The organism is Halobacillus sp. ACCC02827 (assembly GCF_030291935.1).
Classification (GTDB): domain Bacteria; phylum Bacillota; class Bacilli; order Bacillales; family Halobacillaceae; genus Halobacillus.
In genome coordinates, this window is record NZ_CP128168.1 from 1,892,983 (window position 1) to 1,906,926 (window position 13,944).

Annotated in this window: 17 protein-coding genes; 1 reads left to right on the top strand and 16 read right to left on the bottom strand. The window is 46.3% G+C overall.

Annotated features, from left to right (window positions below; genetic code table 11):
- Positions 1-7: 7 nt before the first annotated feature.
- Genes mgsA through QRD89_RS10060 form a run of 3 tightly spaced genes read right to left on the bottom strand, consistent with a single transcriptional unit; the run spans position 8 to position 1,577 of the window.
- The gene (mgsA, locus tag QRD89_RS10050; RefSeq protein WP_008638525.1) at positions 8-421 is read right to left on the bottom strand and encodes a methylglyoxal synthase; all 414 of its coding nucleotides are present in this window, start codon (positions 419-421) and stop codon (positions 8-10) included.
- An 18-nt stretch (positions 422-439) separates the two neighbouring features.
- A complete protein-coding gene (gene dapB, locus QRD89_RS10055; protein ID WP_026577361.1) occupies positions 440-1,240 on the bottom strand; it encodes a 4-hydroxy-tetrahydrodipicolinate reductase in 801 nt (266 codons plus the stop codon).
- The gene (locus QRD89_RS10060) at positions 1,233-1,577 is read right to left on the bottom strand and encodes a nucleotide pyrophosphohydrolase (RefSeq protein WP_008638527.1); all 345 of its coding nucleotides are present in this window, start codon (positions 1,575-1,577) and stop codon (positions 1,233-1,235) included. Before QRD89_RS10060 ends, dapB begins: the two co-directional genes overlap by 8 nt.
- A 129-nt stretch (positions 1,578-1,706) precedes the next feature.
- Between QRD89_RS10060 and QRD89_RS10065 the strand changes: the two genes are divergently transcribed.
- Positions 1,707-2,606, top strand: coding sequence for a YitT family protein (locus tag QRD89_RS10065; protein ID WP_035387989.1), 900 nt, complete (start codon positions 1,707-1,709; stop codon positions 2,604-2,606).
- Positions 2,607-2,645: 39 nt separating this feature from the next.
- Here the strand turns inward: QRD89_RS10065 and QRD89_RS10070 are convergent, their stop codons facing one another.
- From QRD89_RS10070 to hisC, 13 genes are all read right to left on the bottom strand, one after another.
- Positions 2,646-3,320, bottom strand: a complete 675-nt coding sequence (locus QRD89_RS10070; protein ID WP_008638529.1) for a zinc metallopeptidase — start codon at positions 3,318-3,320, stop codon at positions 2,646-2,648.
- A 63-nt stretch (positions 3,321-3,383) separates the two neighbouring features.
- Complete coding sequence (locus QRD89_RS10075; RefSeq protein ID WP_026577360.1) at positions 3,384-4,082, bottom strand: hypothetical protein; 699 nt, start codon at positions 4,080-4,082, stop codon at positions 3,384-3,386.
- A 56-nt stretch (positions 4,083-4,138) separates the two neighbouring features.
- Positions 4,139-4,723: a lipoprotein heptaprenylglyceryl N-acetyltransferase LhaT gene (gene lhaT / locus QRD89_RS10080; RefSeq protein ID WP_008638531.1), complete on the bottom strand. Its 585-nt coding sequence runs from the start codon at positions 4,721-4,723 to the stop codon at positions 4,139-4,141.
- A gap of 69 nt (positions 4,724-4,792) precedes the next feature.
- On the bottom strand, positions 4,793-5,692 hold the full coding sequence (locus QRD89_RS10085) for a menaquinol-cytochrome c reductase cytochrome b/c subunit (RefSeq protein WP_008638533.1): 900 nt from the start codon (positions 5,690-5,692) through the stop codon (positions 4,793-4,795).
- A gap of 29 nt (positions 5,693-5,721) precedes the next feature.
- Positions 5,722-6,396, bottom strand: coding sequence for a menaquinol-cytochrome c reductase cytochrome b subunit (gene qcrB, locus QRD89_RS10090; RefSeq protein ID WP_008638535.1), 675 nt, complete (start codon positions 6,394-6,396; stop codon positions 5,722-5,724).
- A gap of 2 nt (positions 6,397-6,398) precedes the next feature.
- Entirely contained in the window at positions 6,399-6,905 is a 507-nt protein-coding gene (locus QRD89_RS10095; RefSeq protein WP_008638537.1) for a QcrA and Rieske domain-containing protein, read from the bottom strand.
- 119 nt (positions 6,906-7,024) lie between these two features.
- A complete protein-coding gene (locus tag QRD89_RS10100; protein WP_008638539.1) occupies positions 7,025-7,489 on the bottom strand; it encodes a DUF2487 family protein in 465 nt (154 codons plus the stop codon).
- A 147-nt stretch (positions 7,490-7,636) separates the two neighbouring features.
- The gene (locus QRD89_RS10105) at positions 7,637-8,197 is read right to left on the bottom strand and encodes a ReoY family proteolytic degradation factor (protein ID WP_008638541.1); all 561 of its coding nucleotides are present in this window, start codon (positions 8,195-8,197) and stop codon (positions 7,637-7,639) included.
- 34 nt (positions 8,198-8,231) lie between these two features.
- Entirely contained in the window at positions 8,232-9,485 is a 1,254-nt protein-coding gene (locus QRD89_RS10110) for a tetratricopeptide repeat protein (protein ID WP_286095176.1), read from the bottom strand.
- Positions 9,486-9,503: 18 nt separating this feature from the next.
- Positions 9,504-10,310: a hypothetical protein gene (locus QRD89_RS10115; protein ID WP_286095177.1), complete on the bottom strand. Its 807-nt coding sequence runs from the start codon at positions 10,308-10,310 to the stop codon at positions 9,504-9,506.
- A 135-nt stretch (positions 10,311-10,445) separates the two neighbouring features.
- The gene (aroA, locus tag QRD89_RS10120) at positions 10,446-11,735 is read right to left on the bottom strand and encodes a 3-phosphoshikimate 1-carboxyvinyltransferase (protein WP_286095178.1); all 1,290 of its coding nucleotides are present in this window, start codon (positions 11,733-11,735) and stop codon (positions 10,446-10,448) included.
- A gap of 12 nt (positions 11,736-11,747) precedes the next feature.
- Positions 11,748-12,845: a prephenate dehydrogenase gene (locus QRD89_RS10125; protein WP_286095179.1), complete on the bottom strand. Its 1,098-nt coding sequence runs from the start codon at positions 12,843-12,845 to the stop codon at positions 11,748-11,750.
- 1 nt (position 12,846) lies between these two features.
- A complete protein-coding gene (gene hisC / locus QRD89_RS10130; RefSeq protein ID WP_286095180.1) occupies positions 12,847-13,941 on the bottom strand; it encodes a histidinol-phosphate transaminase in 1,095 nt (364 codons plus the stop codon).
- Between the last annotated feature and the right edge of the window lie 3 nt (positions 13,942-13,944).

Below are 13,944 nucleotides of genomic sequence, written 5' to 3' on the forward strand. Positions count from 1 at the left end.
TACCTGCTCACTCCTGTTTTCTGTTGTGTTCTATGATGCTTTTCCACTCAAAGTCTTCATGGTCGAGCGCACGGATCATAATGTCTGCCCCTGCTCGGTTCGTTGCTACGGGAATTTGGTGAACATCACAAAGACGTAGAAGAGCGCTTATATCCGGTTCATGCGGCTGAGCTGTCAAAGGGTCGCGGAAAAACAAAACCATATGCATGTCTTCATCCGCAATTTTCGCACCGATCTGCTGGTCGCCACCAAGGGGTCCGGACTGGAAACGTGTAATTTCAAGTCCTGTTTCACTATGGATCTGCATCCCGGTCGTCCCTGTCGCATAAAGATCATGTTTCTTTAAAACCTCTTTGTATCGGTCCGCAAACTCTATAATATCTTTCTTTTTCTTGTCGTGAGCGATCAACGCGATTTTCATCTGTCCTTCTCCCTCTCTTCAGTCAAGTAAATGCTCTAAACCGTACACAAGCATATCCAGTTCCATTACCTTTTCGGAGGCAAGTTTAACACCACTCATGAAAGATTCCCGATGTATGGAATCATGCTTGACGGTAAGCGTCTCTCCAAGCCCTCCAAAAGTCACCTCCTGATGCGCCACAAGGCCCGGCAGGCGCATACTATGTATCCTCATACCTTCAACATCTGCTCCTCTGGCACCAGGCAGCGTTTCCTTTTCTTCCGGATGTCCCTGTTTGTGAGCCTCTCTCACTTCTTTAATGAGCTCCGCCGTTTTCAATGCCGTCCCTGAAGGTGCATCAAGTTTTTGATCATGGTGCTTTTCGATAATTTCCACATCAGGGAAATATTTGGCCGCCCATTTAGAGAACTGCATCATCAAAACTGCTCCAATGGCAAAGTTTGGAGCGATGACCGCACCAATTTTATTCTTTTCTGCAAGCGCCGTAAGTTCGCGGAGCTCCTCTTCCGTGAAGCCTGTTGTTCCTACAACCGGACGTACACCGTTCTCCAGCGCCAGCTTCGTGTGCTTATACCCGTTTTCAGGCGTTGTCAGATCCACAAGTACGTCCGCATCTGTTTCTGCGAGGCAGACGGCCGCATCGGTGTAAATAAGCGCTTCCGATTCAGTCAGTCCTTTAATCTCTTTTACCCGCATGCCGTCATTCTTACGATCGATACAGGCAGCAAGGATGAGCGATTCCTCTTTTTCAATCATTTGCAAAGCTTCTTTCCCCATCTTGCCACGCGGTCCTGCAACGATTACTTTGATTTCATTCATGTCCAGAACTCCCTTCTTTTCTTGTCCATCTATCTTTGTCTCTCGTCTCGATTTTACTCATGGATCGTTCAAACGCTTCTGACAAATCCATATCTAGAGAGTTGGCGAAGCAAGTCAATACGAAAAGTACATCTCCAAGCTCTTCTTCCAGTGCTTTATCCGCTTCCGTCTCTTTTTTCGGCTTTTCTCCGTACCTGTGGTTAATCTCCCTCGCCATCTCTCCGACCTCTTCCGTTAATCGTGCCTGAAGAGCAAGCGGCGAAAAATAGCCCTCTTTGAATTGCGATATGTAACGGTCCACACGTTCCTGAATATCATTCGTCGTGTAATTGCCCATGAAACCCCTCTTTTCTAGTATAAACTCTCTCTAAATGTTAGCCAATAGGACGGCTTTTGACAAATCATTTAGCTTTTCTACAAGACCATACACTATTGCCGGCTGTCGACACTATAACTATAATGGAAAATGGACAGATTTTATGGAGGTGGTCGTTTGAAAGTTTTCGGTTTGCGCTTGAAGAACATCCTGTTTATTTTGATCGGTTCCGCTGTTTTCTCATTTGGGCTGGTCCACTTTAATATTCAGAATCAGCTTGGAGAAGGTGGTTTCACAGGGATTACTCTGCTCCTTCTTTATCTGTTTAATTGGGACCCGGCCGTCATGAATATTGTGCTCAACATTCCAGTCCTTATCATTGGTTGGAAGAGCTTGGGGAGAGTCACGTTTTACTACTCTTTAATCGGTATCGTCGCTGTATCCGTCTTCATTAAAATTTCCCAATTGTATATGATCGATATCCCTTTATCGTCTGATATGACACTTGCGGCTTTATTTGCAGGGGTTTTCATAGGAATCGGGCTCGGAATCATCTTTCGATACGGGGGAACGACCGGAGGGGTGGATATCATTGCCCGCCTGATCAATAAATATTTCGGCTGGAGTATGGGACGGGCAATGTTCGCCTTCGACGCGGTCGTCATCCTTGTCTCGATCCTTACTTACCTGGACCATATCCGCGGCATGTACACTCTACTGGCCGTGTTCATAGGTGCCAGGGTCATTGATTTCATCCAAGAAGGTGCCTATGCTGCAAGAGGGACGACCATTATTTCCGAGAAAAGCGAGGAAATATCGAAACGTGTCATGGAAGAAATGGACAGAGGTGTAACGGTACTGGAAGGCCGGGGTTCATTCTCTGGCGCCAAGCGCGATGTCCTGTACTGCGTCATTGCCAAAAACGAAATCGTACGGTTGAAATCAATCATAGACCACATTGATCCGCACGCCTTCGTCGCAGTCAATCATGTACACGATGTCATGGGAGAAGGATTCACCTTGGATGAGAATAAAAACCCTATTGAATAAAAACACAAAAAACCCCCTCGGGATCCGAGGGGGTTCGTTTTATTCTTCGTTCATACCTACGAACATGAAGACGAATCGCAGCAATTCAGCGAGTGCGACCAGTGCAGCAGCGACGTAAGTCATCGCAGCAGCATTCAATACTTTCTTCGTCTTCCGTTCTTCATCATTACGGATAATGCCGGTGGAAACGAGTTGACTCATCGCTCTATTTGATGCGTCAAATTCGACCGGCAGCGTGACCAATTGGAACAACACGGCAGCTGCGAAGAAGATGATCCCCACAACAGCAAGCTGCATCATACCAAGAAGAAAACCACCGATAATTAAGAAGATGGAGATGTTGGAACCGAAACTCGCCACAGGTACAAGCGCGCTTCTGAAACGCAGGAACGCGTAATCCTGAGCGTCCTGGATGGCATGCCCTACTTCGTGAGCGGCAACAGCAGCGCCTGCAGCGGAACGTCCATGAAAATTATCTGTGGACAGACGGATAACTTTCGAACGTGGATCATAATGGTCTGTCAGCTGTCCACGTACTTCTTCGACAGCGACATTATACAAACCGTTGTCATCTAATATCTTTCGTGCGACTTCTGCTCCGGACATAGCGGATGATGTCGGTACTTTTGAGTATTTTTTGTACGTACTTTTAACTTTAGACTGGGCCCAGATCGGAATGATCAGAATCAGGGCGAAATAAATGAGAAAACTCATGGTTCACTCCTCCATCTTGGATGTATTAGCTTAGGTCAATTTTAGTCAAAATGTCGGACAAAATCAACTGTTTTGCCTTCTAAGGTTGTGTCTATTTTTTGAACGTGAGGGGTGTTTCCGAATGGCGACATAGGTTAAGGTGACAAGGATCGATCCACCGACAACGCCAATCGCAAGCATGAACCCGTCTTCTTTGGGAGACTCTGCTTTTATATAGTTAAGCTCAGCCAACAGCTTCTCCCTTGCCGACATACTCCCACCTGTCATACTGCTTAAGCTGTTGGTAATGATGGAGACGGACTCCTGCCCCAGGATCTCTTCGTAATAAGGACGGTGCATTTCCCATTCATACGTAAGGACGGCTGCCGGAATATTCAGGTCTGAAGCACGATCTGCAAACGAATGAAGTTCTTCCATCATATCCATATCAGATCCGGACTTTTGGGAAGAGAGGGTTTCAAAAGCTTTAACGATCGTTTTCAGTTCCTCAGCGGACATCCTTTTGTTAACGCGATCCAGGACTGTGGACCAAACGAACTGTTCTTCCATAGATCTTGTCTTCATATAGTTTTCCATATCAGCGAAACGGTTATACAAGAGCTCTTCCGCAAGCTCCTCTTTCCCGTCGTAGACTAACCGTTCATACTGCTCCACAAAACCGTCTAAAGAAACAGAAAGATCCACCGTTTTCTCTCCATGAACAGCCACCGGAAATAAAAAGATAAGGGAAGCGATTAATATTATGCTCCATGCCCGTCCCATCCAGCTCTCCCCTCCCACTGAAGTCTTAATTAAAACGTATGTGAGAGAAGAGCTTTTTAGACCGTTGGTTTATGCCTTTGCGTCAGTATGTATGCGAGTGTTATGCACAAAATGCTCAGCCAAAACGTAAAATAGCCAATTTCATTCATATGTTCGACAATTGCCGGATAAATCGGCATTTGTTCAAAAACATAATCAATGACGTCATTATGGAGTGTCCACACAGCGGCGAAAGCCAGGTGTCTGAGCTGAATTGCGTAATACGGGGCATACAGAACTCCCTGAACAGCCATAGCGCTGTGAGAAATGATCAACATATATCCCGTCCACGGCAGGGAACCATATTCCATCATCGTCAGTATATTCATGATGACAGCCCAGACGCCGTACTTCATTAAGGTAATAAGCGCAAGGGCCTCTATATACGGGACGTTTCGCCCGAAAAGATAAAACCCAAGAAAAATGGTAAAGAACATACTTGCTGTAGGACTGTCAGGAACGAAAAGCAGGAACTTAGGTTCTGTGATGGACAACTGTGGTTCGTACCAAATAAATCCATAAATCGTTCCGAATAAATTAACTACAAATAAAAGGATAAGAAAAGAACGACTCGTTAATACATAGGAAATAAGACTTCTCATGTTCGTGGTGCCTCCTTACATAGATGAAGCCGCGCTTATATAAGCGCGGCGAAAAGATCGGTTCTTTAGTTATGATTCTTCCTCTGCAGCCTCTTCAGAATCAGCGGATCCTTCTTCTTCAGAAGCGTCATCCGCACCTTCCTCCGACTCCGCTGCATCTTCTTCAGCAGATCCTTCTTCCTCCGATCCGCCGCCTTCACCGGAACCGGCAGAAACGACAAACTCAGCGAGCTGCTGCAGTTCTTCATCCGTGCCGCCGAAAATACCAGCAGGCATTTCGCCTTTACCGTTAACGGCGATGTCTTTCACCTGATCCACCGTCAGCTCCGCATCAATGAGGGAAGGGTAGTTCCCCTGCCCTTGAAGCGCGTCTCCGTGACAGCTCAGGCAGTTCGCTTCGTACACGGCATAGCCCGGATCTGATTTGTCAATCGTTGACTCGACTGCTTCTATATTAACACCATATTTCTCCGCACGCATCTCGTAATCGGCATGCGTAACAGATTCATATGTCAGCCAGAACGTAGCAATGAATCCGATGAGCATCAGCCCGACAGCGATCGGGCGTTTATGTGGACGACGTTCAGGTCCGCGGTCAAGAAATGGCGCGAGGAGCAGTGCTCCGAAAGCAAGACCGGGTATGACGATTGCTCCGATCACAATATAATCTCCGCCTGCGTACTGATACTTCAAGAATTGGTATAAAAACAGGAAATACCAGTCAGGCAGAGGAATATAACCAGCGTTGTTCGGGTCTGCCTGCTGCTCGAGCGGTGACGGGTGAGCAGCCGTCAATATCAAAAAGCCGATAAGGAAGACGGATCCGACGAGCCATTCCTTTAAAAGGAAGTTCGGCCAGAAAGCTTCCGTACGACCGGGATACTCGGAATAATCTTTAGGCAGGTTGGCTTTCTTCTCGGCAGTGACACGTGAATCACCGACAAACTTCATCCCTTTTCCCCTATGCACAGCTATCCCTCCTTTTTAATAAAAAACGTTTATAGTGGCCCTGAAATACCTTGTTTCCGGATTAAAATGAAGTGGAAGGCCATTAATCCGAATAAAGCTGCAGGAAGGAAGAATACGTGAATCGCGAAGAATCGTGTAAGCGTTTGGGCACCGACGATGTCCGGATCTCCCGCTAGCAGTGTGCGGATTTGATCTCCGATGAATGGTGTTGCTGCAGCGATTTCCAATCCAACCTGTGTTGCGAAGTACGCTTTGTTATCCCATGGAAGCAGATATCCGGTAAAGCCGAGGCCAAGCATGACGAAGAACAAGAGTACACCAATTACCCAGTTCAACTCACGCGGTTTTTTGTATGCTCCTTGGAAGAAAACCCGCAGCGTATGTAAAAACAGCATGACGATGACAAGGCTCGCACCCCAGTGGTGCATACCGCGGACAATCTGCCCGTATGCGACTTCACGCTGAAGATAGTATACGGATTTCCAGGCATTCTCGATATCGGGAACATAATACATCGTCAGGAACATTCCAGATAAAATTTGAATGACGGTAATGAAGAATGTCAGACCGCCGAAACAATAAACAAAAGCTGAAAAGTGATGGGCCGGGTTAACGTGTTCGGGTACTTCATGGTCGGCAATGTCTCTCCACAACGGGGTTACATCAACACGCTCGTCCACCCAATCATAAATTTTCTGCAGCATGATTATGAACCCCCTCTGTCTTTTGCTTCGCCCAAGTAGAGCATGCCCTCTTCCACTTTGTGTTCAAACATTGGGAGTGGAGCAGTTGGTGGTGTGCCGGGCACATTGACGCCATCCTTTGTATATCGTCCACCGTGGCACGGACAATAAAATTCTTTCGGATATTGTTCGTTGGAAGCCCAATCCACCGTACAGCCAAGGTGCGTACAAATTGGAGAAAGCGCTATTATTTCATCGTTTCCGTCTCTGTACACCCATGCGGTTTTTTGTACTTCTGATTCATACCAGGCGTCCACTTGGTCAATAGACCATTCGAAACGCTGCGGTTCATTCGTGATATCATCGACGGAAGCAACGGAGATGAAGTCGCCGCTTTCTTTCGTCTTCAGCACAGGATCGATGGCGAACCGCACCATCGGTGCCAGCATTCCTGCCGCCATGAAACCGCCTACACCTGTCAATGTATAGTTGAGAAACTGACGACGGGATACCCGTTTCTTATCACTCATTCCTTTCCCCCCTCTTTTCATCCATGCAACATGGATTTTCCACACCGTTTTACTGACATTTCCAATGATAGCGCAATCTTATAGCCCGGTCAATAAAATATCCAGTCTAGTCAAACTTTTCATAATTGCCAGTCATATTGGATTAATTCATTGATCTGACGGGCTTGTTCCTTAACAAAGGACTGCGTTTCTTTCGATTGGATGTCGCCCTCTTTCATTCCAGGAATCCAGAGCAGCTTTCCATTAAGCTTCGCCTCATATTTTCTCCATTTACTATCAAATGTAAACAGGAAAACATGTTGGAATGGCTGTGTATTAAAATGACTTATCCATTGATTCAGGCGCTCCCACTCGGTTTCATGGGTATTGCTTAAGTAATGATAGTCGGGAGCAAGAAAGATCCGCCCGTGGTATTCTTTCTCTATGAAGTTTGTAAACAGTTGGGTAAGCTCCCTGCGAAAAGCCTGCTCCGTCATCGATCCGTCCGAAGACGGGTCAAATGGAATCAATGGAATAAGGACGGTGTCGATGTACTGCTTTTCCGGTAAGTACTGTGTAGTATCTGCTTTTGTCCAGCGCATCATTCATTCCCTTTCCTAATACTATGTATCTTTTCCTCTATTTTACTATACATCCTGGAAAGCGCAAGCGCATTCATTTTTCAGAATCATATGGAAGTTCCGATCCAAGCAAAAAAAGAGGGGCAGCCGGTGCAGCTCCCCCTCTTTCCTTCATATAAATGTATTTAAATCCTGCTTCACCTGTTCCAGTTTTACACACAATTCCTGAAAGGTTTCTCTCTCCCCTGCGATCAACGCCTGGTCAATGCGATGCTCAATACTTTTTCTGCGGTAGTTGAGCAGGCTCAAGGACAGCAGCTGTTCCGCTTCGTTCTTATCACGGTCGTTTAAATAGTAATCTTTCGGAAGGTACGGATTCTCTTCTAGAACCAACGCATACTTAGAGCATTGCTGAGCATTCTCGAAATTCATTTGAATGTAGACAGGCTCTCCCTGATTCATCCTGAGGTCATGAAAAGATTTCTCGGCATCGTTCGTCATCACCTGACCTTTATAAAAACGGAAAGGCGGGTCCGACACACCTTGAGCACTGATCTCCATCCCACGGGGGCAAAACTTCACTTCCTGGACGAAATGGACACTGGATAAAAGAGACTCATGGTTCATCAAATAATTCAGAATCCAGACGCTTTCTCTCTTTTTTAATTGAAAGTGGTTCAAAAACCAGCGGACAAAATCTTTTTTCTCATCCACAGAAATCGGTGTTTGCATAGGCGCCCCTCCTGCGCTTTATTAATCCATCTTGTTATCGTTCCTTTAACCGCTCCACGAAATCTTCCATCTCTGTATCAGCAGGATCGTGCTTGAGGTATTCTTCCAATACGTTCTTTCCTTCTTCCATTTTCCCGTCTTCCACAAGAAAGTATCCATAAGCCTTCAAAAAGTCCGTGTCTTCTTTAAGGGAAGGATAGGCTTGGTTGTATTGTTCATAGGCATCTTCAAACCGTTCTTCCTCTTCATATGCTTGTGCCAATTCCCATAGATAGTTCGGGTCTTCTTCTCCGAGCGCAATCAATTCATTGATTAAATCAATAATATTTTCATAATCACCGTCGGCTTTATAGTTCTCGATTAAGAATAAAACCGCTTCTTTATATCCTGGGTCGAGAGCGACGGCCTCTCTCATCCATTTATAGCCCTCTGCCTTATTTCCCTGACGATGGGACAATGTGCCTGCCAAATGGTAGAGTTCCTTGTTGAATTCATCCTTAGCCAGACCTTTTTTAGCCATTTCCAGTGCCTCAGCAGGCATTCCTTCTGCTTCGTAGGCTTGGGCGAGCAGCGGATAGACCGACTGGAAATAAGCGTCTTTTTCAATCAATTCTTCCCAGACGTGGATCGCAATGTCGTTTCGGTTCGCCTGAAAGGCTACAAACCCGTAGCGGAACATTACATCAGGGTTGTCTTCTTCCACCTGTTGGAAAAATTCCAGAGACTGTTCAAATTCGCCGTTCGCTGCATAGGCTTCTGCCAATCTTGTGGCGACTTCAATGTCCCCTATGACAGGCTGATGATGCATGGCATTTTCGTAATAGGGGATACACTTGGAGTATTCACCGTTTGAAAAGGCCAATTCACCAAGAGCAAAATCAATGATTGCCGAGTTGGGTTCCACTTGTTTGGCAGCCAGAAGCTTCTGCTCGGCTACTTCAAAGAGTCCCTGCGCCTGATAAAGATCCGCCAGCTGTACTAACGCTTGTAAATAGTCTTCATCTTCCGGGCCGAATTGATTCAGAATTTCTATTGCCTCATCGTCTTCCTCGAGGTCAATATGGATCTCCGCCATCATCACTTTCAGTTCTAGTTCTTTCGGATAGCGCTGAATGAGTTCATGAAGGACCAGTTTGGCCTCTTCAAGCATTCCCCACTGCATGTAAAGCTCTGCAATGGTGAAGCGTTCCTCCTCATCCGCTTCCGGCAGGTAGTTGGTCAGTGTCTTTATCGCGTCTTCCGTCTTATGCGCTTCCATTTGACGGATTGCTTTTTGTATTTCCTCCATGATGACATCCTTTCCATCTCAAACAAAATGCTTGTGAATCTTCACTTTTATATGGGTACCGGGCGTGTGGGGTACAATGTTCTGCTGCACCTGCACCACACTTCCGTTCATAACTGTAACATCCGGAACAGAATCATGATATCGGAAATCATCGTCATCATCAAACGTTTGGACTGATTTCCTATAATAAAGATTGTAATCTGCGCTTCCTCCGGACAATAGATCCCCCCTGAGCGGGTAAATACCGCTGTCTCTAAGGTTTTGTACGGAAACTTCTTCTCCATCCGGGATATCTGTTAATTTAATCATACCATATTGTCTTGTAAGTGAAGACCACAATTCCTCATAGAAGTTCGACGCATCTCGGCCTTCTTCGACCATTAATGATAGCGGCATCCGTCTGTAACTCTGCGCTTGCACAATCCATTCCCAACACACGTCAAGCAACTCTTCTCTCGACTTGATTCTGATACATAAAAAGGGGCTGCCTTTTCTTGAGAAAAAGCGGATGACCTCTGGACGCAAAAGCTTTACCGGAACGACAGGGAGCACCATGAAATTTACAGGAAGCTTCCTTAGTTTCTTTAAAAACTGTTCATATTGTACTTTGTAGTGACGTAAGCTAGTCACTAGGTGCTGTGTGAGTAAAAGCGTGCAGCCTCTTTTTATGTAAGATTCTGCGGTGGCATAAGGACTGCTGGACGTCTCGATTCGTTCTTCCCTGTCGATCCGTACACGGCCGGGGGTGATAAGAAAGTCCTTTACATCCAATTGTCGATAAGATAGGGGACCTGTACGGTTCTTTGTGAACTTCGCTTGATTCACTGCCCACTCCTCTTGTTCAGGCGGACCTTTCGCCCTTTTTACGTATCCGCTAAACCAATAAGCTCCCATACGATTCAAACCTCCAACTAGGCTTTTTATATCGTATGAGAGCTATATCAAAACTATGAAGTTAATTTACTTAAGCGACTGATTTAAATGCTCAAAGAAATTCGGGTATGATATATTGATGCAGTCTTTATTCTGAATAGTGACCGCCTGTTCACTTACAAGAGATGCGACAGCCCCCATCATTCCAATTCTGTGGTCCCCGTAAGAATGAATCACTCCCCCGGATAATTTCCCTTTTCCATGGATGATCAATCCGTCTTCCGTCGTCTCAACATCAGCCCCAAGAGTGTTCAACGTATCAGCTACGGCTGATATTCTGTCCGTCTCCTTAAAGCGAAGCTCTTCTGCATCCTTAATGATGGTTGTACCCTCCGCCTGTGTAGCCGCGAGTGCAATAATCGGAATCTCGTCAATAACATTAGGGATAAGCTGTCCACCGAGTTCTATACCCTTCAGCGAACCTCCTTTGATGTAGACATCACCAACAGGCTCTTTACCGATATGCGTGTGGACATCCGCCCGAATGTCCGCCCCCATTTGCTGCATGGTTTGAACAATGCCGTTTCTAGTATTGTTTAAGCCTACATTCTTTATAACAAGATCACTGCCGGGCAGAAGGGCAGCTGCTACAATGAAGAATGCAGCAGAAGAGATGTCCCCGGGCACCTTAACATCAGCAGCTGTTGGCTGCTGGTTTCCAGTAATGCAGATTGTACGGCCATCCACCTCTACATCGACACCAAACTCCGGAAGCAGCATTTCCGTATGATTCCTTGTTTCGCCAATTTCCGTCACCGTAGTCTTCCCATCTGCAAGCATGCCGGCAAGCAGGAGGGCGGATTTAACCTGTGCACTCTTAACGGTGAGCTTATGATCATATCCTTGCAGGGACGTTCCATCAAAAGCAAGTGGGAGAAGGCCTCCCTTATTTCTTCCGCTGATCCTGGCTCCCATTTTGCGCAGAGGAACAGCGACACGATCCATCGGACGTTTGGAAAGAGACTCATCTCCAAACGCCGTCGTGAAGAACGAAAGTCCTGCAAGAACGCCGCTCATCAATCTTGCAGTTGTGCCGGAATTGCCAAAGTTGATCGGAACGACCGGCTCCTGCAACGCTGCGATTCCTTTTCCATGGATCGTCAAAGAACCATCGTCCTGCTCAATCTCTACTCCCATATCACGAAATGCCTGCACCGTGCGCAGACAGTCCTCCCCTGTCAGGAAATTAGTGATTTTCGATGTGCCCTCGGCGAGCGAAGCAAATATAACAGAACGGTGGGAAATGGACTTATCGCCGGGGACATTTAATTCTCCGATAATTTTCTTATCCGTCGGTTGTAATTGGATGTCAGACATTGATTTCCTCCTTCACTGCTGAATCATGACTTCATACTGCTTATCTAATATTTCTTTACTTTCAAGCTGCTCCCGGCTTGTAGCGAAACTTATCCGCAAAACACCGGTGATACCTTCTCTAATTTCAAGAATTTGAATGTTCTTGATGCTGATCGCATGCTGGGCAAGCAGACCGATCACATGATAGATAGCTCCAGGCCGGTCATGGATATCGACATAGATATCGTAAAAGGACGGAATTGCTCCTTTTTCACGCACAGGCAGACCATCCCGAAACTGCTTAGCATCAAATAGATAGCGGTATGTTTCTTCTTTCTCTTCGTCTGCTAAGTAGTTCCGAACCTTTTTCATCTCCTGAATCCAATCGTCAAGCATCGCGAGCAGCAGGGTTCGGTTTTGAAAGAAAATATCCTGCCAAAGCTTCGGGTTGCTGGAAGCGATCCGCGTAATGTCTTTGAAGCCCCCAGCAGCCAGCTGCTCAAGAAATGGGTGTTTCTCCTGCCAATTTCTCGCCTGATGTACGAGCGAAGAAGCGATCAGGTGGGGAAAATGAGAAATGACTGCGGTCATTTCATCATGTTCCTCTGTTGAAAATGTTAAAAAGCGCGCCTGTGTCTCAGAGAATAAATCGATTAAACGCTCCGCTTCTTCCTTCGTAGCGTGAACGGAAGGCGTAAGGACGTATATCGCATTTTCAAATAAGTGCGGTTTAGCGGCTGTGTACCCCTGCTTGTGGGAGCCCGCCATCGGATGCCCTCCAACAAAAGAGAGGAGCGGATGGTTCAGCTCATTTGCCGCTGCCAGCACTTGATTCTTTACGGAAGAGACGTCTGTCACTAACAGCCTTTTTTTCAGTTGTATATCATTCAATTGTTGAAGGTAATTTATTGTCACGGAAATAGGGGTCGCGAGCACACATACATCCGCCTCTATGGCTGCTTTCTTAAAATCGGAAGAAGCTTGATGGATGACCCCTTGTTTCAGAGCCATATTTAAGGTGGCTTCATCCCCGTCCACTCCTATTAAGAAGACATCCTCTTTCTTCGAAATATTCATGGCGAGGGATCCACCGATCAGGCCCAGGCCGACAATCAGTACTTTCTGTTTCATATCAAACTTCCCCGGCGGTCAGTTTCTCTTTGATCGCTTTCTGAACTTCTTCCATATCTTCTTCTTTACCAATGGTCAGACGGATGGTATTAGGAAGACCAAGCGCTTCTCCGGACCGGACTATGAACCCTTTCGTCAGCAGATGTTCGAACATTTCATCACCACTGCAAGGAAGGTGGATCAACAGGAAGTTTGCCTGAGTATCATAATAGGACAGCCCGACTTCCTCACAGAATTCTTTTAGAATTTGTTTGTTCTTCCTGTTCTCCTCAACCGTTTCCTGAATGAACTTCTGATCATCCAGAGCGATGATCGCAGCCGCCTGGGCCACGGTGGAGGTATTAAACGGTTCCCTTGCCGGTTCCAGACTGCGGATAATGTCCGGGTGTGCCACACCGTACCCGATCCTTAAGCCGGCCAGGCCGTATGCTTTAGAGAAAGTACGTAATATTATAGTGTTGGGGAAACGATCGAGCGCGCTAATAGAGTCGAACGCATCTGCAGCATCCATATATTCAAAGTAGGCTTCATCAATGGCGACCAAAACATGATCCGGACATTTTTCAAGAAGGGCTTCCATCTGATCTTTTACAATATGTACACCTGTAGGATTGTTCGGAGTACAGATCCATAATACTCTCGTTTGTTCATCCACCTCTTCAAGCATGCGATCCAGGTCATGATGACCGTCTACAAGAGGAACTTCTCTTACTTCGGCTCCTTCTATTAAAGCATTATGACGGTACTGAGGGAACGTAGGAGCCGCCATGACCGTATTCGCTCCGGATTCAAGGAATGTACGGCAGATGATTTGGACAATCTCATCCGAACCATTCCCGAAAATCAGTTGTTTCTCATTGACCGCGAGAAACGAAGCAAGTTTTCGACGGATTTCCGCCCCGTAACCATCCGGATAAATCTCCAAACCGGAGATAAGCTTCGGGAGCTCTTTTTCCACTTTTGGAGAAAATCCAAATGGATTCTCATTGGAAGCGAGCTTTACGATTCGTTCGAGTCCGTACTCTTTCTTTACTTCTTCAATCCCTTTTCCCGGTGTATATGGTTTCATGGTTTTCAATATTTCTTTTGCCTTCATACA